At 67.1% G+C, this 20,583-nt stretch carries 21 protein-coding genes; 9 read left to right on the top strand and 12 right to left on the bottom strand.

From position 1 onward, the window contains the following. Positions 1–16 precede the first annotated feature (16 nt). From moeB to FHW81_RS17790, 4 genes are all read left to right on the top strand, one after another. Positions 17–1,435 (top strand): molybdopterin-synthase adenylyltransferase MoeB, encoded by a 1,419-nt coding sequence (gene moeB, locus FHW81_RS17805; RefSeq protein WP_023091354.1) that lies wholly within the window; start codon positions 17–19, stop codon positions 1,433–1,435. 18 nt (positions 1,436–1,453) lie between these two features. Then, a complete protein-coding gene (locus FHW81_RS17800; protein ID WP_003106153.1) occupies positions 1,454–2,371 on the top strand; it encodes a PLP-dependent cysteine synthase family protein in 918 nt (305 codons plus the stop codon). 81 nt (positions 2,372–2,452) lie between these two features. Beyond that, positions 2,453–3,148, top strand: a complete 696-nt coding sequence (locus FHW81_RS17795; RefSeq protein ID WP_003120270.1) for a serine O-acetyltransferase — start codon at positions 2,453–2,455, stop codon at positions 3,146–3,148. After that, positions 3,145–3,879 carry an alanyl-tRNA editing protein gene (locus tag FHW81_RS17790; RefSeq protein WP_003106155.1) on the top strand — a complete coding sequence of 245 codons (735 nt, stop codon included), beginning with the start codon at positions 3,145–3,147 and terminating at the stop codon, positions 3,877–3,879. Before FHW81_RS17795 ends, FHW81_RS17790 begins: the two co-directional genes overlap by 4 nt. 91 nt (positions 3,880–3,970) lie before the next feature. On the opposite strand, the gene FHW81_RS17785 is transcribed toward FHW81_RS17790, so the two are convergent. Continuing rightward, entirely contained in the window at positions 3,971–4,369 is a 399-nt protein-coding gene (locus tag FHW81_RS17785) for a four-helix bundle copper-binding protein (RefSeq protein ID WP_003160191.1), read from the bottom strand. A 170-nt stretch (positions 4,370–4,539) separates the two neighbouring features. On the opposite strand from FHW81_RS17785, the gene FHW81_RS17780 reads away from it, so the two are divergent. Continuing rightward, positions 4,540–6,312: a thiamine pyrophosphate-requiring protein gene (locus FHW81_RS17780; protein ID WP_023091353.1), complete on the top strand. Its 1,773-nt coding sequence runs from the start codon at positions 4,540–4,542 to the stop codon at positions 6,310–6,312. A gap of 18 nt (positions 6,313–6,330) precedes the next feature. Here the strand turns inward: FHW81_RS17780 and FHW81_RS17775 are convergent, their stop codons facing one another. From FHW81_RS17775 to FHW81_RS17750, 6 genes are all read right to left on the bottom strand, one after another. Then, positions 6,331–6,807 carry a DUF4142 domain-containing protein gene (locus FHW81_RS17775; protein WP_023091352.1) on the bottom strand — a complete coding sequence of 159 codons (477 nt, stop codon included), beginning with the start codon at positions 6,805–6,807 and terminating at the stop codon, positions 6,331–6,333. A gap of 67 nt (positions 6,808–6,874) precedes the next feature. Next, positions 6,875–7,816, bottom strand: a complete 942-nt coding sequence (locus tag FHW81_RS17770) for a biotin-dependent carboxyltransferase family protein (protein WP_023091351.1) — start codon at positions 7,814–7,816, stop codon at positions 6,875–6,877. Beyond that, positions 7,813–8,526: a 5-oxoprolinase subunit B family protein gene (locus tag FHW81_RS17765; RefSeq protein ID WP_023089100.1), complete on the bottom strand. Its 714-nt coding sequence runs from the start codon at positions 8,524–8,526 to the stop codon at positions 7,813–7,815. Before FHW81_RS17765 ends, FHW81_RS17770 begins: the two co-directional genes overlap by 4 nt. After that, positions 8,523–9,266, bottom strand: a complete 744-nt coding sequence (locus FHW81_RS17760) for a 5-oxoprolinase subunit PxpA (protein WP_003113623.1) — start codon at positions 9,264–9,266, stop codon at positions 8,523–8,525. The genes FHW81_RS17765 and FHW81_RS17760 overlap by 4 nt, the downstream gene beginning before the upstream one ends. 32 nt (positions 9,267–9,298) lie before the next feature. Then, entirely contained in the window at positions 9,299–10,528 is a 1,230-nt protein-coding gene (locus FHW81_RS17755; protein WP_023091350.1) for an OprD family porin, read from the bottom strand. A 24-nt stretch (positions 10,529–10,552) separates the two neighbouring features. Next, positions 10,553–11,824 (bottom strand): MFS transporter, encoded by a 1,272-nt coding sequence (locus FHW81_RS17750; RefSeq protein WP_003122793.1) that lies wholly within the window; start codon positions 11,822–11,824, stop codon positions 10,553–10,555. Positions 11,825–12,078: 254 nt separating this feature from the next. On the opposite strand from FHW81_RS17750, the gene FHW81_RS17745 reads away from it, so the two are divergent. Further along, positions 12,079–13,032: a LysR family transcriptional regulator gene (locus tag FHW81_RS17745; protein ID WP_106120666.1), complete on the top strand. Its 954-nt coding sequence runs from the start codon at positions 12,079–12,081 to the stop codon at positions 13,030–13,032. 106 nt (positions 13,033–13,138) lie between these two features. Further along, a complete protein-coding gene (locus FHW81_RS17740; protein WP_003120275.1) occupies positions 13,139–13,936 on the top strand; it encodes a putative hydro-lyase in 798 nt (265 codons plus the stop codon). Here FHW81_RS17740 and FHW81_RS17735 read toward each other — a convergent pair. Next, on the bottom strand, positions 13,921–14,901 hold the full coding sequence (locus FHW81_RS17735) for a hypothetical protein (protein ID WP_023091349.1): 981 nt from the start codon (positions 14,899–14,901) through the stop codon (positions 13,921–13,923). The two genes, FHW81_RS17740 and FHW81_RS17735, sit on opposite strands and share 16 nt — an antisense overlap. A gap of 191 nt (positions 14,902–15,092) precedes the next feature. Here FHW81_RS17735 and ada point away from each other — a divergent pair, with 191 nt between their 5' ends. Continuing rightward, positions 15,093–16,169 (top strand): bifunctional DNA-binding transcriptional regulator/O6-methylguanine-DNA methyltransferase Ada, encoded by a 1,077-nt coding sequence (gene ada / locus FHW81_RS17730; RefSeq protein ID WP_003161846.1) that lies wholly within the window; start codon positions 15,093–15,095, stop codon positions 16,167–16,169. Positions 16,170–16,335: 166 nt separating this feature from the next. Here the strand turns inward: ada and FHW81_RS17725 are convergent, their stop codons facing one another. The 4 genes from FHW81_RS17725 to FHW81_RS17710 all read right to left on the bottom strand — a co-directional run bounded on the left by FHW81_RS17725 (position 16,336) and on the right by FHW81_RS17710 (position 19,314). Next, complete coding sequence (locus FHW81_RS17725) at positions 16,336–16,578, bottom strand: DUF2790 domain-containing protein (RefSeq protein ID WP_003088835.1); 243 nt, start codon at positions 16,576–16,578, stop codon at positions 16,336–16,338. Between the two features lie 125 nt (positions 16,579–16,703). Beyond that, positions 16,704–17,816: a DUF2855 family protein gene (locus tag FHW81_RS17720; protein WP_023091348.1), complete on the bottom strand. Its 1,113-nt coding sequence runs from the start codon at positions 17,814–17,816 to the stop codon at positions 16,704–16,706. Positions 17,817–17,832: 16 nt separating this feature from the next. Beyond that, positions 17,833–18,261, bottom strand: coding sequence for a nuclear transport factor 2 family protein (locus FHW81_RS17715; RefSeq protein ID WP_003102139.1), 429 nt, complete (start codon positions 18,259–18,261; stop codon positions 17,833–17,835). Between the two features lie 147 nt (positions 18,262–18,408). Continuing rightward, positions 18,409–19,314: a LysR family transcriptional regulator gene (locus FHW81_RS17710; RefSeq protein ID WP_003142490.1), complete on the bottom strand. Its 906-nt coding sequence runs from the start codon at positions 19,312–19,314 to the stop codon at positions 18,409–18,411. A gap of 125 nt (positions 19,315–19,439) precedes the next feature. Between FHW81_RS17710 and FHW81_RS17705 the strand changes: the two genes are divergently transcribed. Then, positions 19,440–20,576 carry an SRPBCC family protein gene (locus tag FHW81_RS17705; RefSeq protein WP_010895600.1) on the top strand — a complete coding sequence of 379 codons (1,137 nt, stop codon included), beginning with the start codon at positions 19,440–19,442 and terminating at the stop codon, positions 20,574–20,576. Positions 20,577–20,583: the final 7 nt, after the last annotated feature.

The raw sequence follows: 20,583 nt of genomic DNA, 5'->3' as shown, positions 1-20,583 counted from the left end.
GGCAAGGAGCTGAAAAGTGAAGACGGTAATTTTTCCGGAAGTACTGGTACGGGCCGCCCAACTGGAAGGCGGGCGCCTGGAGGGAGCGGGCTTGACGGTTGGCGAGCTGCTGGCAGGCCTTGCCAGGAAGCATCCTTCATTACTCGGGCACCTGTATTACGAAAACGGTCAATTGAAAGAACACTTCCTGCTGACCCACAAAGGTTCGCTAGTCAATCTGGATGGCGAGCTTTCCGATGGAGATGAAGTCGAAGTCATGCTCGCGACATCTGGCGGTTCTGGCGTTGAAGCGTTGAGCGACGAAGAAGTTCAACGCTACGTTCGCCACATCACGTTGCCAGGCGTTGGCAGGGAAGGCCAGCAGCGCCTGAAGCAGGCCAGGGTGCTGATAATCGGAACGGGCGGCCTGGGTTCGCCCGCTTGCCTTTATCTGGCCGCAGCAGGAGTGGGCACCATCGGGCTGGTTGACTTTGACGTGGTGGAGTCGAGCAATCTCCAGCGCCAGGTCGTCCATGGCTATAGCACGCTCGGTATGCCGAAGGTTGAGTCCGCCCAGCGCCGGATGCAGGACCTGAACCCCTACATTGAAGTCGTAACCCACCGTTACGCCATCGACGCGGACAATGCGCAGTCACTGATTCAGAGCTATGACCTGGTATTGGATGGCACCGACAACTTCGCCACACGTTACTTGGTCAACGCGGTTTGCGCCAAGCTCGGAAAACCACTCGTCTTTGGCGCGATCTATCGGTTCGAAGGTCAGGTCAGCGTCTTCAATCTGGAGGGAGGCCCCTGCTACCAATGTCTCTTCCCGAACAATCCCCCGCCTGAGATGGCTCCAAGCTGTAACGCAGGGGGAGTTATTGGTGTGCTGCCTGGAGTGATTGGCCTGCTGCAGGCAACCGAGGCGGTGAAGGCCCTCGTCGGCCTGGGCAAGTCCCTATCAGGCAGACTTCTTCGATTCGACGCGCTGCTCATGCACTTCAATGAAGTGAAGTTCAATCGGCGCGACGATTGTCCGGCCTGCGGCAAAACCGCTGCAGAGAATCCCCACCACTGGAGGGAGGGATTGCTCTGCCAGGCAAGCGCGGCACCGTCGCAACGACTCGACGACGATCGCTATATCGATCCCAGCTGCCTGTTGCAGTTGATGAAATCCAACAGCGAAAACTATGCCCTTCTGGATGTACGCGACGCGGGCGAGCTCGAAGTGTGCCAGTTGCCGGGGATCGTCCACGTTCCCTTGAACGAACTCGCCAGCCATTTCGCCAATCTCGACTTCAGTAAGCGCTACATCCTCGTGTGCTACGCCGGCACTCGTGCCGAACGCGCGGCCATACAGCTCATGGGGGCAGGGTTCTCCAACGTCCAAGTGCTCGATGGCGGCATGAAGCGATGGGCGAAAGAGATAGAGCAGCACATGCCGATGTACTGAACCATAGGCAGGGAAAGCATGATCTACGATTCGCTACTCGATTTAATTGGCGGGACGCCGGTGATACGGCTGAGCAAATTGTCTGCTCGCCTGGGGGTGAGCGTATTCACCAAGCTGGAATCCTTCAATCCAGGAGGAAGTCATAAGGCGCGTATCGCGCTCTGGATGATTCTGGATGCCGAACGCAAAGGAATCCTGGTGCGCGGGAAAGGGCAGACCATTCTCGAGCCGAGCGGGGGAAATACGGGGATTGGACTGGCAATGGCGGGGAACATCCTGGGGTACCGCGTGACCCTGGTGGTTCCCGACAACTACAGCCCTGACAAGAGACAATTGCTCGAGCTGTATGGCGCTCACGTCGTGCTGTCGGATAGCAGAAAAGGGAACAACTCGCATGGCGAGCTGGCAATCCAGATACTGCTGGAACATCCGGAGTTCGTCATGCTCAACCAGCAGCGCAATCCAGCTAACCCGCAAGCCCATCGCGAAGCTACAGCCCTGGAAATCCTGAGGGACTTTGCAGGCCAGCCACCCCCGGACTTCTTCTTCGCTGGCATTGGAACTGGTGGACATATCACGGGTGTTGGAGAGGTGCTGAGGAACCACTGGCCGGATATGGCCATCTATGGCGTGCAGCCAGAGCAGTGCGACTTGCTCGACGATAGGCACGCACCGCATGAGATTCAGGGACTTTCCATTGGTATCGTGCCGGAAGTCTGCAACCTCGGCATTGTTACTGGCATGGTCGGGGTGTCGAAATCTGCCTGCTTATCGATGATCCGGGAAGTCCTGCAAAACGACTCTGTGAGCATGGGGTTGTCCTCCGCAGCCAACCTGGTCGCGGTGCTGAACATGGCATCTGCCATGCCGTCAGGCGCTCGTGTACTGACGATGATCTACGATGGCGTCGAGTCATACATGGACGCTTTTCGATGAAGTTGTAGAGCAGAGCACGGCGATAACGCTTGCATGGTCGAAATGAGGTCGCATGCGATGGACAAACTGGTAGGTAATCTGATGCGCGCGGCATTGATGGAGTGCTGCTCACCCCAACTGGTGGAGCGGATAGTCGCTCATTCGATGTTCGAAGAAGCCAGACGTTGGTGCGAGGAAGACCTGCAGGCATTCGCCAGCAAGGATCCAGCCGCACAGGGACGGACATCCGACATTGCGTTTGGCTACAGCTCGTTCAAGGCAGTGCTGCACTACCGGCTTTCCCACATGCTGTGTCTGCGAAGCACATCTGAAGGCGATCCTGAGAGAGCGTTGGAGGCTACCGCGCTCCTGGTCTCCTCTCGTGGAAAGCTCCTGTCGGGCGCGGAAATCCACCCAAGATGCAAGATTGGCAGTCGATTCATCCTGGACCATGGGCATGGCACGGTCATTGGCGAGACAGCGGTAATCGGTGATGACTGTTACATCCTCGGAGGTGTGGTATTGGGGGCAACTGGCATATCGGCTAATCCCGCCGGTAAGCGTCACCCCACCATAGGGAGCCGCGTCCAAATCGGGGCCTTCACGCGTGTACTGGGTGACATCGCTATCGGCGACGATGTGTTTGTCGGTCCGCATTGTGTCATCAAGGACGACATCCCTGTCGGTTCAGTCGTAACCCTGCGTTCTGAACTACAGGTCATCCGAGGCCCCCACATAGTTCAGCAACTACAGCCGGCAGCCACGCAGACCCAAATTCAACCAATGGAGGCATCATGACGCAGACCGCCTCCCTTTTTCTCCAGGACTCCTACCGGGAAGAGTGTTTGGCGAGAATCACCGATGTCGTTGAAGATGGCCTGCTGCTCGACCAGACCGTTTTCTATCCCCAGGGGGGTGGCCAGGCTGGAGACAGTGGTTGGCTGACGCTGGCTGATGGCACGCGGCTCCGGATCGCCGATACACGCAAGGGGACAGAAGCAGGTGCTGGCAGGGATGCCATCCTGCATATCCCAGCTGAAGGCCAGGCAACCGTTCTCCGAGCAATGAAGCCTGGCGAGGTGGTTCTTGCGCAGATCGATTGGGTGCGTCGTTACCGGCACATGCGACTGCATACCGCAGCGCACATGCTCTGTGCTGTCCTGCCCTATCCGGTCAATGGGTGCAGCATCACTGATGAGCATGCGCGCCTGGACTTCGTGACGAGTGAACCGCTGTCCCGCGAGGCCATTGATAGCGCCTTGGCGGCAATGGTCGAGGCAGCACATCCGGTTTCGATCGACACCATGAGCGACGATGCACTGCGGGCTAGGCCAGATCTGGTGCGCACCATGAGTGTCCAACCTCCGATGGGCGCCGGGCAGGTTCGGTTGGTGAGTATTAAAGACACCGACCTGCAGCCTTGCGGTGGAACCCATGTGGCGAATACCGAAGAAGTTGGGGTGGTGCGCGTTTCCAAGATGGAGAAGAAATCAGCGCGCACCCGTAGGGTGGTACTGGTACTGGGTTGAGCGACTACCGTCGACATGGCCGTCGGTTTCCCATTCTACGCCACAGGTCACCCTCGCCACGCCCGGCAGCTCCATGCAATGCCAGAGGGCCTCAGGCCGGCAACAACGGCCGACAGGCTTCGACGAAGCGCCGGCAGGCACCCGCACATTCGCGCTCCAGCGGCTCGTCGCCATCGCAACGCTCCGCGCATGCCAGGGCATAGCGCGCCGCCAGCTCGCAGGCGGCCGGCGCCCATGGGCTGCGGCGCTCCAGCAGCAGAGCGGCGAGGCGGCAGAGGTCGGCGCAGTCGCCGGCGTGCTGGCGTTGTTCCCTGCTGGACTCGGTGCAGAGCGCCAGGTAGCGCTCGCACGCGCGGATGCAGTCCTGGGACGCGAGCCGGCAGCGCTCTTCCGGCGCCTGGGCGGCGGCACCGCCGAGCAGGGCGTCGGCGTCGGTTTCCAGCAGGGAGCCGGGGTCTTCGTTTCCGGGATCGTTGATGGCGCGGGTCATGGCGGCACCTCCTGGCGATTGCGCCCATGCGGGCCCTGTTCCTTGGGCCGGTCGACGATGCCGACAGTTCAGTCGATTTCGCCGTCGGCACCGCCGCTCGATTGCCTTGAACCCTCGCCCGCGGTGCCAGTCCTCACTGGTACGACCCCAGACACGACCAGGAGGCGAGAATGTCCAGCACGGTTGCCGATCAATTGCTCGAACGCTTGAGCCAGTGGGGGGTGAAGCGCGTCTTCGGCTACCCCGGCGATGGCATCAACGGGATCATGGGCGCCATGGGCCGGCGCGCCGAGGCATTCGACTATATCCGCGTGCGCCACGAGGAGATGGCGGCCTTCATGGCCGGCGCCCACGCCAAGTTCACCGGAGAGGTCGGGGTGTGCCTGGCCACCTCGGGGCCGGGCGCGATCCACCTGCTGAACGGGCTCTACGACGCGCGCATGGATCATCAGCCGGTGCTGGCCATCGTCGGCCAGCAGGCGGCTACCGCGTTGGGCAGCGACTACCAGCAGGAAGTCGATCTGCAGAGCTTGTTCAAGGACGTTTCCGCCTATGTCGAGACCGTGGTCAGCCCGGCACAACTGCTCCATGTGCTGGACCGAGCCCTGCGCGTGGCGGTCGGCGAGCGGCAGGTGGTGACGGTGATCGTGCCCAACGACGTGCAACAGATGGCGGCCCCGAAGCGCCAGCCCCACGAGCACGGCCACGTGATGTCGGCGGTGGGCTTCGTCCAGCCGCGACCCTACGCGCGCGACGCCGACCTGGAGGCCGCCGCGGCGATCCTCAATCGCGGCCGGCGCGTGGCGATCCTCGCCGGTGCCGGGGCCCTGGGCGCGCACCGGCAACTGGAAGCGGTCGCCGAGCGCCTGGCCGCCGGAGTGGCCAAGGCGCTCCTGGGCAAGGCGGCGGTTTCCGACGACCTGCCGTACGTGACCGGCTCCATCGGCCTGCTCGGCACCCGCGCCAGCAGCATGCTGATGTCGCATTGCGACACCCTGCTGATCGTCGGCAGCACTTTCCCCTACAGCGAGTTCCTACCCAAGGCCGGCCAGGCGCGGGCGGTGCAGATCGACCTGTATCCGCGCAACATCGGTATCCGCTATCCGATCGACCAGGCCTTGCTCGGCGATGCAGGGGAAACCCTGGAGCGCCTGCTGCCGCTGCTCGAGCAGAAAAAGCACGGTGCCTGGCGCCGCCGGGTCGAGCGGGCGGTGACGGCCAGTCGCGAGGAAGCCCGGCGCCAGGCCGAAGAGCCAGCCGACCCGATCAACCCGCAGCGGGTATTCCGTTCCTTGTCGGAGCAACTGCCGGACGATGCGATTCTCTGCGGCGACAGCGGCTCGCATACCAACTGGTACGCCCGCGACATCCGCATGCGCCCGGGCATGCTCGGCTCGCTGTCGGGCAAGCTGGCGACCATGGGCAGCGGCGTGCCCTACGCCATCGCCGCCAAGCTCGCCTATCCGCAGCGGCCGGTGGTGGCGATGGTCGGCGACGGCGCCATGCAGATGAACGGCAACGCCGAACTGGTCACCGTGCAGCAGTACTGGCAGCGCTGGGACTCGCCGACCTTCATCGTGCTGGTGCTGAACAACGGCGATCTCAACCAGGTGACCTGGGAGCAGCGTGCCCTGGCCGGCGACCCGGAGTTCAGCCCGGCGCAGGAAGTGATCGATTTCCCCTACGCGCGTTATGCGGACATGCTCGGCTTCAAGGGCATCCGCGTGGATCGCCCGGAGGACATCGACGCCGCCTGGGCCGAGGCCTTCGCCGCCGACCGCCCGGTGCTGCTGGAGGTGGTCACCGACCCGAACGTGCCGCCGCTGCCGCCGCACATCAGTTTCGAGCAGGCCAAGCACCTGCTTGGCGCCATGCTGCAGGACGATCCCAAGCGCTGGGGGGTGATTCGCCAGAGCGCCCGGCAGGTCCTCGCGCGGCACTGAGCAAGGCGGTCGCGGCGCTCAGTCGGCGCGGCCGCTACGCAACTGGTCGGCCAGTTCGCGGTGGTGGTAGAAGCGCGCCAGCCATTCGTCGGCGAAGCGGCGCAGGTCAGGATCGGCGGAGTCCCGGGCGATTCCCTCGAAGCGTGCAACCAGACGGTCCTGCTGGCGAATCTGCGCGTCGAGGAAACCGCGCTCGTCGAAGCCGCCGGGAGCCGCGGCCTGCCGTTCGGTCTGGCGCTGCGAGGGCAGCGCCAAGGCCTTTTCCCCGGCCAGGGCGCGTAACTGGTGGTCGAACTCCTGCTGTTCGGTGAGTACGCGCTTGGCATAGAGCTGCACCGCCTTGTTTTCGGATCGGCGCATGGCTTGCTCGGCTGCCTCCACCTGGGCCTGGCTGTCGGCCAGGCTGTCGGCGAGCAGGGCGCGGGTATCAGCGGGTTCGGCCTGGACGGCCAGGGGCAACAGCAGGGCGGCGATCAGTGACAGGCGACTGGGCATGGCGAACCTCCGGACGGGACGAGTGTGCGGTGGACGCTCGCCATACGGCGCCGTTCAAAAAAACCGCCTATGCGTCCCAGGCCGCCAGCAGGCGTCGATGCTCGCGGTGCGCCGCCTCCTGCACCGTCGGCAGCAGCCGCACCCGCTGGCCTGGCAGGCATTGCGCCAGGCGCGCCAGCGCCAGCGGGGCGAGGGCGCCGAGACGGGGGTAGCCGCCGATGGTCTGGCGGTCGTTGAGCAGGACGATCGGCTGACCGTCCGGCGGCACCTGCACCGCGCCGAGGGCGATGCCTTCGGAAATCATCGACTGCTGCCGGCATTCCAGGCGCGGGCCGAGCAGACGTACGCCCATGCGGTCGGCGCGTGTATCCACCTGCCAGTCGCCGTTGAACGCATCGAACAGGCTCATGGCCGGGAAGTCGCCGATCTGCGCGCCGAGGATCAGCTCCAGGCGCGCTTCGCCGGTGCAGTCCATGATCCGTTCGCTGGGCAGGGGCAGCGCGCGCGGTCGCGCGCCATCGGCCAGCCAGCCGAGGCTGTCGCCTGCGGCCAGGGCCTTGCCGTCGGCGCGGGGGCCGCCCAGGCCTTCGCGGGCCACCGTGGCCAGGCTGCCCAACTGGCGCTCGCCGGCGAAGCCGCCGGGCGCCGCCAGGTAGGCGCGGGCGCCCTGGCGCGGGTGGGCGAAGGCCAGGCGCTGGCCGCCGCGCACGGCGAACGCGCCCCAGGCCGGTAGCGGCTGGCCATCGAGGGTCGCGCCGAGATCGCCGCCGGCCAGGGCCAGCCAGCCGTCGGCGTGGCATTCGGCGACGAAACCGCCGAGGGCGATCTCGATCACCGCGGCGTCCAGGGGATTGCCCAGCAGCCAGTTGGCCCAGCCCATGGACAGCCAGTCGAGGGCGCCGCCCTGGGTCACGCCGAGATGGCGGCAGCCGAAGCGGCCGCGATCCTGCAACTGGACCAGCGGGGTGCTCTGGCACACCCGCAGGCCGCCGTGGATGGAGTCGTTCATGCCTGGACCTCCAGGGGCGTGTCGTCGCCGCCGAGACGGACGAATTCGGCGTGTCCGATGGGTTCGAAACGCACCCGGTCGCCGGCGCGCAGCAGGCTGTAGCCGTCCAGGGTGAGGTCGAACAGGCGCACCGGGCAGCGCCCGAGCAGGTTCCAGCCGCCTGGCGAGGCCTGCGGATAGACCGCCGTCTGGCGCTCGGCGATGCCGACGCTGCCGGCGGCGATGCGTTGCCGGGGAGTCGCCAGGCGTGGCGCCGCCAGGGCTTCCTCGACCAGCCCCATGAAGGCGAAGCCGGGGCTGAAACCGAGGGCGAAGACCCGGTACTCGCGCTGGCTGTGGCGGCGGATCAGCTCGGCGACGCCGAGCTGCTTGCGCCGCGCCAGGGGGGCCAGGTCGGGGCCGACCCGCGGGTCGTACCAGGTCGGCAGGACGTGCAGGCGGCCGCCGTCCTGGCGTCTCGGGTGCAAGTCGGACAGCGCCGCGGCGATCCGCGCGCGGGCTTCGCCGGGGTCGAGCTGGAGCAGGTCGTATTGCAGGAGCAGGGTGGTGTAGGACGGCACCAGGTCGAGCAGGGCGGCGCCGAACGCCGCCCGCAGGTTTTCCTCCGCCGCCAGCAGCCAGGGCATGTTGGCTTCGTCGATGCGCTCGAACAGGCGCAGGACGAAGCTGTCGATGGCGGCCACCTCGATGCGCGGTTGCGGTTGGCTCATGCCGCCTCCAGAGCGTCGCGGATGCGCCGCACCGCGGCCAGCGAGGCGGGGTTGTCGCCGTGTACGCAGAGGGTCTGCGCCTCCAGCGCCAGGGCGCTGCCGTCGCTGGCTCGCAGCGCCGCGCCACGGGCCAGCAGGAGGGCCTGGGCGAGCACCGTCTCGGCGTCGTGGTGTACCGCGCCGGGCTGGCTGCGCGAGACCAGGTAGCCGGCGCCGTCGTAGGCGCGGTCGGCGAACGCCTCGAACCACAGCTCGATGCCGTGGGCCTCGCCCAGCGCGCGCGCCGCGGTGTTGTCGCGGGTGCTCATCAGCATCAGCGGCAGGGTGCGGTCGTAGGCCGCCAGTGCGCGCAGCACGGCGGCGAGGATCGCCGGGTCGCGCATCATGTCCTGGTACAGCGCGCCATGCGGCTTGACGTAGCGTACCCGCGTGCCCTGGGCGCGGCAGAGTCCGTCGAGGGCGCCGATCTGGTAGAGCAGCAGGTCTTCCACTTCCTGCGCCGAGCAGGCCAGCGAGCGCCGGCCGAAGCCGACCAGGTCGGGGTAGCCGGGGTGCGCGCCGATGCGCACGCCATGCTCCACCGCCAGGGCCACGGTGCGGCGCATGGTGCCGGGATCGCCGGCGTGGAAGCCGCAGGCGATGTTGGCGCAATCGATCAGCGGCATCACCTCGGCGTCCAGGCCCATGCGCCAAGCACCGAAGCTCTCGCCGATATCGCAGTTCAACAACAGGTTGTTCATGCAGGTTCCTTCAGGTCATTGCTCGCCGGACCTCACCACAGCGCCAGGCTGTAGCTGAGGATCAGGCGATTTTCGTCGAGGTCGTTGGCGAAATTCGAACGCACCGTGGCGTTGCGCCATTTCACCCCGAGGTTCTTCAGCGGCCCGCTCTGCACCACGTAGCCGAGGTCGGTGTTGCGTTCCCATTCCTTGCCGTCGTTGGCCGCGCCGCGGGCGACGTTGTCGCCGGAGACGTAGCGGCTCATGAAGCTCAGGCCGGGCAGGCCGAGCGCGCCGAAATCGTAGTCGTAGCGCAGTTGCCAGGAACGCTCGTCGACGTTGCCGAAGTCGCCGATCTGGATGAAGTTGACCAGGTACGGGTCGCTGCCGGCGATGTAGGGATAGGGATCGTCGCCACTGATCCGCTGGTAGCCGGCGGCCACCGCGTGGGCGCCCAGGCGCAGGCTGAAGAGGGCGCCGAAGGCGCGGTTGTCCAGTTCGCGGAAGCCGCCGTCCTCGCTGGCCCGGGCGAAGCGCAGGTCGCTCTTGAGCGAACGCTGTCCGCCGAGGTCGAGGGTGTGTACCAGGCCGGCGAAGGTCTGCCGGTAGATGTCCCTGAGCCGACCCTGGTGCAGGCTGGCGGTCAGCGCCGGGGTCAGGCGATAGTCGCCGCCGGCGAAGTCGAAGGCATCGCTGCGCCCGCCGATGCGGTTGGCGCTGAACACCTGGTAGTCGCTGGAGCTGTTCAGCTTGTTGCGGTCCAGGTGCGCGCCGCGCAGGGTCAGGCCGTCGATCTCCTGCACGTCGAGCAGCGCGCCGTGGAACAGTTCCGGCAGCAGGCGTGTGTCGTTGGCCGAGACCAGCGGGCTCTTGAAGTGCAGCGTGCCGACCTTGAGCAGGCTGTTGGAGACCCGCGCCTTGGCGGTCAGGCCGAGCTTGGCGTAGTCATCCTGGGAGCCGCCGGCGGAGCCGTCGGCCGGCAGCAGCCCGGTTCCTCCGCTGCCGCCGCCGGAGTCGAGCTTGAAGCCGAGCAGGCCGATGGCGTCGACGCCGAAGCCGACGGTGCCTTCGCTGAAGCCGGACTCCAGGCGCAGGAGGAAGCCCTGCGCCCATTCGTCGGCGTTGTCGCGCGCGCCGCTCTGGCGGAAGTCGCGGTTGAAGTAGAAGTTGCGCAGTTCGAGGCTGGCGTGGCTGTCCTCGACCAGGTCGGCCTGGGCGAGCAGCGGCCAGCCCAGCCCGCTGCCGGCGAGCAGCGCGGCAGCCAGGCGGGGAGTGGGATGCATGCTGGGATTTCCTCGGTCGACGGCTCAGAGTTCCAGTTGCTTGCCGCGGGTTTCCGGCAGGCTGAGGGCGGCGAGGATCACCACGCCGTAGGAGACCGCGGCGAAGGCGCCGATCCCCAGGCCCAGCGAGAGCTTCTGGCCGAGCATGCCGATCAGCATCGGGAACAGCGCGGCGATGGCGCGCCCGGCGTTGTAGCAGAAGCCCTGGCCGGAGCCGCGGATGCGGGTTGGGAACAGTTCGGTGAGGAACGAGCCCATGCCGCTGAAGATGCCCGAGGCGAAGAAGCCGAGCGGGAAGCCGAGCCAGAGCATGGCGCCGTTGCTCACCGGCAACTGGGTATAGAGCAGGACCACGGTGAAGGAGCCGACGGCGAACAGGACGAAGTTCTTCTTGCGCCCGATCAGGTCGGTGAGGAAGGCACTGACCACGTAGCCGACGTAGGAGCCGAGGATCACCATCGCCAGGTAGCCGCTGGTGCCGAGCACGGTCAGCCCGCGTTCGGTCTTGAGGAAGGTCGGCAGCCAGGCGGTGATGGCGTAGTAGCCGCCGAGCGCGCCGGTGGTCAGCAGCGAGGCGCGCAGGGTGATGCTGAGCATCCCGGGGGCGAAGATCTCGTAGAAGCTGACCTTGTCGGCGCCCTGGTTGCGTTGCCTGGCCTCGCGGTAGATCGCCGGTTCCTTGACCAGCCGGCGTACCACCAGGACGAACAGCGCCGGCAACAGGCCGAGCATGAACAGCGCGCGCCAGGCCTCTTCCGGTGGCAGCAGGCTGAACATCAGCGAGTAGAGGATGGCGGTGAGGCCCCAGCCGATGGCCCAGCCGGACTGCACCAGGCCGACCGCCTTGCCGCGGTCGCGGGCCTTGATCACTTCGCCGATGAGTACCGCGCCGGCGGTCCATTCGCCACCGAAGCCGAAGCCCATCAGGGTCCGTGCGACCAGCAACTGCTCGTAGTTCTGCGCGAGGCCGCAGAGGAAGGTGAAGAAGGCGAACCAGAGCACCGTCAGTTGCAGGGTCAGCACCCGGCCGATGCGGTCGGAGAGGATCCCGGCGATCCAGCCGCCGGCGGCGGAGGCGAGCAGGGTCATGGTGTGGATGAAGCCGGCTTCGCCGGTGCCGATCCCCCACAGGGCGATCAGGGTAGGGATCACGAAGCTGAGCATCTGGGTGTCCATGCCGTCCAGGCCGTAGCCGATCTTGCAGCTCCAGAAGGCCCGGCGTTCCTGCTTGTCGAGGGCGCGATACCAGCCGAAATGACCGTCCCGGGAAGCGTCCGGGCCGGCGTCGAGGGTCATGTGTTTTTCCATGGGGGCACCGATCGTCGTTATTGGTGTTATGAAGATTCGGTGGGCGCCGTCGCACCCGGTGGTCGCATTCTTCGAGGCTGGCCAGCGAGCGTCCAACTAATTTATGCGGCCGCCGGGGATAAGAAATTTCGATGGCGGAGCAGGCCGTCATGCGTCGATCATGTGCCGCCGGAAGGTGGGCGCTGGCATGGAAGCTGCTCGCTCCCGCCACCTTGTGTCCCTTGCCCGTCGGTACCCGCCACATGAACCTGAAATTCCTCGAGACCTTCGTCTGGGTCGCGCGCCTGAAGAGCTTCCGCCTCACCGCGGAGAAGCTGTTCAGCACCCAGGCTTCCATTTCCAGCCGGATCGCCGTGCTGGAGGACGAACTCGGCGTGAAACTGTTCGTCCGCGACTCGCGTGGCGTGACCCTGACCCCGGAAGGCGACAAGGTACTGGCCTACGCCGAGCGGATGATGGACACCATGCACGCGCTGAAGCAGTCGCTCGACACCGGCGCCAGCACCCAGGGACGGATCCGCATCGGCGCCATGGACACGGTCATCCACACCTGGCTGAGCCCGTTGGTGGCCAGGGTCACGGAAACCTTCCCGGCGGTGGAGATCGAGCTGATGGCGGACACCGCGCGCAACCTCTCCGAGCAGTTGCAGAAGGGCTACCTGGACCTGATCTTCCAGACCGACTCGCTGCGCCACGAGTCGGTGCTGAACCTCGAACTGGGCAGCTATCCGCTGCGCTGGATCGTTTCCACCGGCTCGATCTACCACCGCGACTACGCCTCGCTGGCGGACCTGGCGCGGGAGCGGGTGGTGACCTTCTCCAAGCACTCGCGGCCGCACCAGGACGTGCTCGGCCTGCTGCACGCCAACGGCGTCGCGGCGCCGCGCCTGAACTGCGTGAACTCGGTGGCGGCGATGACCCGCCTGCTGCGCGACGGCTTCGGCGTCGGCGCTTTGCCGCCGGCGCTGGTCAGCCAGGAACTGGAACGCGGCGAACTGACCCTGCTGCGCCTCGGCCCGCCGCCGCCGAACCTGCCGGTGGTGGTGTCCTGGCGCGGCGGCACCGGCCTGGAACTGGTGGACGAAGTGGTGGAGCTGAGCAAGGCGGTGCTGGCCGACTACGCGGTCAACGTTGGCCCGGAGTGCATGCTCCTGGCGCCGCTGAAGAAAGGAGTGGGGCGGCTGCGTTCGCGCTGATTCGGATTTTCCGATCGCCCCTGGCGGAAAAATCTCGTTGGACGCTGACCGCCGTCCGCTTCTACAAACCTGCCAACAACGACGTCCGCCAGCGCACGGAGCCGCCATGCCCGAACCGACCTTCCACGAACTCGCGCAACTGCCGCCGCCGGTCCTGCGCCAACTGATCCGCCGCGGCGACTACACCGGCCATACCAGCGGCCTCGGCCAGCGCCACTTGCAGGCCAACCTGGTGATCCTGCAGAAATCCTGGGCCGACGAGTTCCTTCGCTTCTGTGCCCTGAACCCCCGGGCCTGCCCGCTGCTCGACGTCAGCGAACCCGGCTCGCCGCACTTCGCCAGGCTCGGCGCGGATATCGACGTGCGCAGCGACCTGCCGCGCTACAGGGTGCATCGACGCGGTCAGGAGCCCGTCGAGGTGAGCGACATCGGCACCTTCTGGGAGGCGGATTTCGTCGCCTTCGCCATCGGCTGCTCGTTCTCCTTCGAACAGGCGTTGCTCGACGCCGGCATCGGCCTGCGCCACCTCGAGCTGGGGCGCAACGTGGCGATGTACCGCAGCTCCATCGCTACCCGGCCGAGCGGTCGCCTGGCCGGGCCCACGGTGGTATCGATGCGGCCGTTGAAGGCCGCCGAGGCGATCCGGGCGATCCAGGTCACCAGCCGCTTCCCTATGACCCATGGCGCACCGCTGCACCTGGGCGATCCGGCGCTGATCGGCATCCGCGACCTGGCGCGGCCCGACTACGGCGACCCGGTGCCGCTCGCGGCGGACGAGATCCCGCTGTTCTGGGCCTGCGGGGTCACGCCCCAGGCGGTGCTCGCCGAGGTTCAGCCGGAGCTGTACATCAGTCACGCGCCGGGGCACATGCTGGTCAGCGACCGACTCTACGACGAGCTCTGAGGGGCGTCGTCCTTCGCCGGACCGGGGATGATCGCCAGGTGGCGCAGGGCATCCGGCTCCAGGCTGTAGCTCTTGCCGCTCGGCGCTTCGATGAGCCGGCCGAGGGCGTAGAGGGTGAAGTAGCGCACCGTTTCGGCGCAACCGAGGATGTCTTCGAGGTAGCGCCGATGCGGATAGCCCTGCAAGGTTTCCGGGGCGACGTAGAGGAATACCGGCTTGCCGTCGATGCGGTCGCGGAACTTGAAGCGGAAGCCTTGCGGCCGGCTCGGCGCACCGTAGCGCCGGACCAGGTCGGCGCCGCCGTAGAATACCTTGCCGGCGCTGCCCGGGGCGGCATAGCCGATGTGCTGGAAATAGGCGCGCAGCGGTATCCGGCCGAGGCCGCTGATGCGGATGTCCAGTTGCTTGAACTCTTCCGCCGGCAGCTCGGCGCGGGCCTGGCGGAAGGTGTCGACGAGCAGTTCGAAATCGCGGGTGCGCCGTGGCCGTTGCGTTCTCTGCCGAGGCGCGGCGGGAGCGTCGGTGCGCACTGCGGCGGAGGCCGGCGGCTGTCCCTCGGCGTCCGGGTCCGCTTGCGGCGGCGCGGCCTCCTCGGCAATGGCCGGGTCGAACTCCTCGAAGTAGGCATCCAGCTTGTCGCGGATGCGCCGCTGGCCGGCATCCTCGGCGGACTCGCCCGGGCGCAGAGCGTCCTCGTCCTCCTCGACGAACCATTCGCAATCCGACAGATGGGTGGAGTGCGGGAACTTGCTGAAGTGCGCGGCCTTGCGGGTGTCCTGCGGCAGCTTGTCGTAGTTGCTCGCCGATACCTTGATCCCCTGTGCCCGGCACCCTTCGCTGGAGCAGAGGAAATCGAAGCGTTTGCGCGGCTCGGCCTGGGAGAAGTATTCGCGGCGGGCGCTGGCGATGGAGATCACCCGATCCAGTTGCACGCAGTAGGCCAGTGCTATCCGTTTGAACGCCATGTTCCCAATCCTTCCGCCGGTTCGAGCGGGCCATTATGGCGCCTGGCGATGGGTAGGCAAGCCGACGGCCTTCCGCACCTGCCGAAGCCGGGCACATGGCCTTGCTCGAATTCAAGCGCAAGAACCGGAGTTCTTGCGCTTGAACGGCGAATTAGTCTGCGGGCATCATCCGCTCCCACAGGGGAAACGCCATGAGCCAGCAGCCCGATCCTTGCAACGCCTACCACACCGACGAACAGCGCTGGGCCGCCGTGCTGGCGCGCGACGCGGCGGCGGACGGGGCGTTCGTCTATGCGGTGAAGACCACCGGGGTCTATTGCCGCCCGAGTTCCTCGGCGCGTCGGCCCAGGCGCGAGAACGTCGAGTTCTTCGCCACTGCCGAGGCCGCCGAGGCCGCCGGCTATCGGCCCAGCCGGCGCGCCGCCGGCGACCGCAGCCTGGCGGCGGAGCAGCGCGCCGAGCGGGTGGCGCAGGCCTGCCGGATGATCGAGACGGCGGAGACGCCGCCGGCACTGGAGGCGCTGGCCGCCCGACTGGGCATGAGTCCGTTCCACTTCCATCGTCTGTTCAAGGCCGAAACCGGCCTGACGCCCAAGGCCTACGCCTCGGCCTATCGTGCCCGGCGCCTGCGCGAGCGCCTGGGCCAGGCGTCCGCCTCGGTGACCGAGGCGATCTACGACTCCGGTTTCAACTCCAACAGCCGCTTCTACGAGTCCTCGTCGCAACGCCTCGGCATGCGCCCGCGCGATTACCGCGATGGCGGCGCCGGCGCGGCGATCCGTTTCGCCATCGGCCAATGCTCGCTGGGCGCGATCCTGGTGGCGCAGAGCCAGCGCGGCATCTGCGCGATCCTCCTCGGCGAGGAGCCGGAGCCATTGCTGCGCGAGTTGCAGGACCAGTTCCCGCGCGCCCAGCTACTCGGCGGCGACGCCGACTTCGAACGGCTGGTGGCGCAGGTGGTGGGCTTCGTCGAGTCGCCTCAACTGGGACTGGACCTGCCGCTGGACGTACGCGGTACGGCGTTCCAGGAACGGGTCTGGCAGGCACTGCGGGAAATACCGCCGGGCAGCACGGCGAGCTACGCGCAGATCGCCGAACGGATCGGCGCGCCGCGAGCGGTGCGCGCGGTGGCCCAGGCCTGCGCGGCGAACCGGATCGCGGTGGCGATTCCCTGCCACCGGGTGGTACGTCGCGACGGCGACATTTCCGGCTACCGCTGGGGCGTGGAGCGCAAGCGCGAACTGCTGCGCAGGGAAGAGCGGGATTGAACCCAAGGCCAGGCGATACGCGGCCCGGAATGCAAAAAGCCCACTCGATGGTGGGCTCTATGCAATGGGGCGCTGGTCCTTCAGCTGGTTCCAGTATCCATGTCAGCGGTGAAAATTTCGTGAAATGAAACGACAACCCTGACCGTTCGTCCTTTCCTCCGTCGTTTCATTCGTCGCTGCACGCACGCGCTTGCTTCAGGTAGTGCAACACCTGGCGCTCGCCGTGGGAGTCCAGGTACACCAGGGTGGCGCGCACCACCTGGCAGGTATCGCTGGGCGCCTCGTCGACGCTCAGCACCCTGGCCACGTCCAGCGGCATGCCGTAGACGTAGTCGGCAGTCGCCGCACCGGCGATGGCCGGCACCAGCAGTAGTGCGACGCAGCAGAGGTAGAGCTTGGCTCGGTTCATGGACGGTATCTCTCCATCCCCCCGCGAAGCGACGGCGCAAGGGCGCCGCCGACGCCATGGGTGGAACCCGCTTCGTCGGTCGCGACGGGTTCGCCACCTCCGTCCAGCAGTATAGAACGGCGGCCTCAGCCGCCGTCGAGGGAAAGGATGTAGCCCAGTTGCGGTGCCGAGCGCCCGGCCAGCAGGTCCTGGTAGACCTCCAGCACCTCGCTGCCGCCGACACCGCGGCGGACCTGGATCCAGCCGCCGACGAAGGCCGAGAACTCGCCCCAGACTTCCGCCAGGCGCGCCTGGAACGCCGCGCCGCCCCAATCCTTGAGGCGTTTTTCCGCCTGCGCCGGGGCGAAGAACAGCTTCGGCGTCGGACCCGGCAGCGCCTTCGGCAGGCCACCGCGCTGGTCCCAGTGGGCGGCGCCGACCAGGCAACTGTAGCGCAGGCGGTCGCCCAGGCGCTGGTGCAACTGGCCGAGCAGGGCGCCGTTGCCGGCGAAATCCACGCTCAGCGCGTCTCCGCTGGCGTCCAGTGCGTCCAGGCGGTCGTAGGCCAGGACCTCGTCATAGCAGCCCAGGCCTTCGACGAAGGCGCGGTTGCCCGCGGAGGTCAGGCCGACGATGCGGTAGTCCTGGCCGCGTTGCGCACGATTGCGCTGGAGGAGGAAGGCCAGGCCGATGGCGGTCTTGCTCGAGGCACTGCTCAGCAGCAGGTCGGTGGCGCCGAAGAAGGCATGCTCGGCGAGGAAGTCGTCGAGCAGGAACGAGGTGGTGAACAGCGGCCGCAGGAGCATCTGCAGGGCCTCGTCGGAGGCCCGGTAGAGCGGGTCGCTGCTGCAGCGCAGGTACTGGTTGTAGACCGACGGGAGGTTCCGGCGGTGCTCGCTGGCGTCGACGAAGCCGCTGCCGCGGACCTGCGCCGGCGCGACCAGCAGGTGGCTGGCCATCGGATAGTAGCCATAGAAGCGCTCGCCCGGTTCGACCCCCGGGCAGCGCGAGGCAAGCACCTCGGCGAAGCCCCAGACCGGGACGATGCCCAGCCCCTCGCCGGCCGGGAAGAACTCCCAGTAGCGCAGGGCATCGCCGAGGGCGGCATAGGTGACGTTGTTGGCGGTCAGGGCGAACTCGCCGACCGCCAGCAGCGCCTGGCCTTCCGCCAGCGCCTCCGTGGCGGGCAGGTTGCGCGTACGCAGGGCGGCGGTGGCGAGCTGGCGACGCTCGACCACGACTTCGGTGATGCGGGTCATGGCAGGTTCCTCCGCCTCAGGCCTTGCTCGCGGCCAGATAGGAGGCCAGGCGCCGGCCCATCTCCTCGCCGAGGGCCTGGAGGCCGCTCATGGGACGGACCATCACTTCGAAGTCGACGATCCGGCCGTCGTCGTCGAAGCGGATCATGTCGATGCCTTTCAGTTCGCGTTCGCCGACCCGGGCGCTGAATTCCAGCACCACGCTGCGGCCGTCGGCGCTGGCCAACTGGCGGTGATAGGCGAAATCCTCGAAGACCGTGAGCACGGTATTCAGGATCATCGAGACCACCGGTGCGCCGGCATACGGCTTGTGCGCCATCGGCGAGCGGAACACGGCGTCGGGGTGCAGCAGGCGCGGCAACCCGGAGAGGTCGCGGCGGGCGATCAGCCCGTGCCATTCGGCGAGGGTGGCGGCGGCGTTGGCTTCGAGCGGCAGGCTGGTCATACGGTGGCTCCTCTGGCGGGTGCTGGACTGTATCCCCGGGGCGGCCTGGGGCCGGTTGCGGGGCGGAGCCTCACCATAGGTTGCGGGAAAGGCCTCGCTCAATGATCGAAAGTGACGGAAGACTGATCCTCGCGCGCAACCTATGACTCAGCCCTGTTCGATCTGCACGATCTGCTCGCGCAGCCATTGCAGGCCGGGCGTCGCTTCCTGCTGGCGATGCCAGATCAGGTTGACCTGCACCGGGGCCATCTCGAAGGGGACGTCCGCCAGTTGCAAACCATGGCTGCCGGCGAAGCGCTCGGCCAGGCGGCGTGGCACGGTGCCGAGCAGCTCGGTGCTGGCGACGATGGCCGGGATGGTCAGGTAGTGAGGCACCAGCAATTGCACCTGGCGCTGTACCCTGGCCGAGCCGAGGACGATCTCCAGCGGACTGCCGCGCCCGACCCGCGGCAGGATCGAGACGTGCTGCGCGGCCTCGTAGGCCGCGCGGTCGAGGCCGCCGCGGAAGGCCGGATGGCCCTGCCGGCCGATCACCACCAGGCGTTCCTCGCCGACCGGCCGGTAGGCCAGCTCGGGCTCGTCGAAGTACAGGTAGTCGATCGCCAGGTCGAGTTCGCCGCTGGCCAGTTGCGCCGGGATCGAGGCGCCTTCGTCGGGACGTACCTCCAGCGTCACCCGCGGGGCCAGGGTCTTCAAGCGGGTCACCAGGCCCGGCAGCAGGCGCAACTGGGCATAGTCGTTCATCGTCAGGCGAAAGGTCCGCGCAGTGTGCGGATCGAAGGTTTCCTGGGAGCCAAGGCCGGCCTGCAGCAGATGCAGGGCCTGGCGCACCGGCACGTACAGGGCGAGGGCGGCGGCGGTGGGTTCCAGGCCCTTGGCGGTGCGCCGGAACAGCGGCTGGTCGAGCTGCTCGCGCAGGCGGGCGAGGGCGTTGCTCACCGCCGGCTGGCTGCGATGCAGGCGGATCGCCGCGCGCGACAGGTTGCGTTCGCGCATCAGGGCATCGAAGACCAGAAGCAGGTTGAGGTCGAGCTGCTGCAAGTTCAGCTTCATGAATAATCCTCATTCTATTTATCCATTACCCTGATAAGACTGGCATCGCTACACTCGAATGCAAGCCCTTCCGCCCCGGCGGATCGGCCCGGTTCGCGGCCCAGCCAATAACAATCACACGCGAGATGCCGACCATGTCCTTCGATCCCCAACCCTTTCGCCAGCAGTACCGCGCGGCCATCCGGCCCGGCTACAACCCCTGGCTGCACGCCGGCTTCGTCCTCGCCTACGGCGGCGCCTGGATCGTCTTCTTCCTCTCCCGACTCGAGCAGCCGAGCCTGCTGGAATGGCTGACGGTGCCGGCCGCGCTGGTGTTCTTCAACTGGGGCGAGTACCGCATCCACAAGTCCCTCGGCCACCACAAGCACCCGCTGGGGCGGATGTTCTACAAGCGCCATACCGGCGACCACCACAGCTTCTTCGTCGCCGGCCAGATGCGCTACGAACAGGCCCGCGACTGGCGGGTGATCCTGTTCCCGGCCTGGCTGGTGGTGGTCTTCAGCCTCGGCGCGCTGCTCGCCTGGAGCCTGCTCGGCCTGCTGAACGACAACCTCGCCGCGCTGTTCGCCGCGACCCTGCTGCTGGGCTACCTCAGCTACGAGATCTTCCACGCCTGCGAACACCTGCCGCCGGAGCATCCGCTCAGCCGTCTGCCGTGGATCCGCCACATGCGCCGCCTGCACGAACTGCATCACCGTCGCGAGCTGATGCAGACGCACAACTTCAACCTGGTCTTCCCGTTGATGGACTGGTGCTACGGTACCCTCCACTGGGAAGCGGAAACCGCCGAGGAGCACGCCATGACCCGCATGCAGCACCGAATCGAGATCGCCCGCGGGCCCGAGGCGACCCTCGCCTACGCCGCCAGCCCGGGGCTCTGGCCGGAATGGCATCCCTCGTCGTTGCGGGTCGACGGCGCCGCTGGCCCGCTGCCGGCCGGCGCGCGCTTCGAGGAGGACATTCACGCCGGCGGCCGCGCCGGGCACTTGTCCTGGACGGTGGTCGAGTACCAGCCGGGACACCTGTGGCGCGCCAACGCCCGTGGCGACCGGGGTCTGCACCTGCGCCTGAGCTACGAATGCCAGCCGAGCGCGGCCGGCACCCGCTTCGTGCGCACCCTGGAATACCGCTTCGACGGCTGGTCGATGCGCCTGGCCAACCTGTTCCTGCTGCGCCGTCGCATCGAACGCGAGTCGGAGGAGTCCATGCACCGCCTGCGTCGGGTCGCCGAGGCGCGGATAGCGGCGGCGGAAAGCGTATGATCGGGGT

The sequence above is a fragment of the Pseudomonas sp. RC10-4-2 genome, from assembly GCF_050433085.1.
Lineage (GTDB): Bacteria > Pseudomonadota > Gammaproteobacteria > Pseudomonadales > Pseudomonadaceae > Pseudomonas > Pseudomonas aeruginosa.
The sequence above is the reverse complement of the archived record's forward strand: the minus strand, read 5'-3'. Positions and strand labels throughout refer to the sequence as shown.